We start from the raw sequence: 644 nt of genomic DNA on the forward strand, positions 1-644 counted from the left end.
ATGTCATCACATAACTCTAGGTTATCTGGATCTGTACTTGGAGTTGGGTTTGGTAATACTCTAATGGTTAACGTTGTGTAATCCACACAGCCTGTATCGGTATCGGTAACAACTACATATAGTGTTTGTGGGTTAGCTGGTGCGCCATTAACTGATGTATTGGTATAGGCTGTAGCGTCTACTGCGTTGGTTCCTGACTGTGCATCGGCATTGGTTTCATAATAGCTTATACTCCAGCTTGCTTCTCCTCCTGTAATTTCACTGTCCTTAACTGTAAGGTCAAATACCGTAATCTCATCGGCCACTTCATCATCACACAACTCCAATGGTGTTGGTTGGATTGCTGTTGGTGGAAGTTCCACACGTATTTCAAACTCTCCTGTAGTTACACAGCCATTGGCTACACTTACCAAACGTATGTAAATGGTCTGTGGGTTGATTTGGTTACTATAGTTGGTCGTGTTAGCTATTGGGTTGTTTCCTGAGTCGGCATCTGCCTGTGTTAAATGGTAGGTCAGCACAAAATCTGCTGGGTCTTGGGTACCTAATATCTCTGCTGCTTTGGTTGTTAAATCAAACTGCGCAATCTCATCGGTATTGGTATCACAGATAACATAATCGTCTATGTTTGTTGGAACTACTGG

At 42.7% G+C, this 644-nt stretch carries 1 pseudogene; it reads right to left on the reverse strand.

Going from position 1 to position 644, the window contains the following annotated elements:
- A pseudogene (locus OD803_RS14695) lies at window positions 1–644 on the reverse strand (hypothetical protein); the annotation flags it as partial.

This window comes from Gaetbulibacter sp. NE (assembly GCF_025548475.1).
Taxonomy (GTDB): Bacteria; Bacteroidota; Bacteroidia; order Flavobacteriales; family Flavobacteriaceae; genus Gaetbulibacter_B; species Gaetbulibacter_B jejuensis.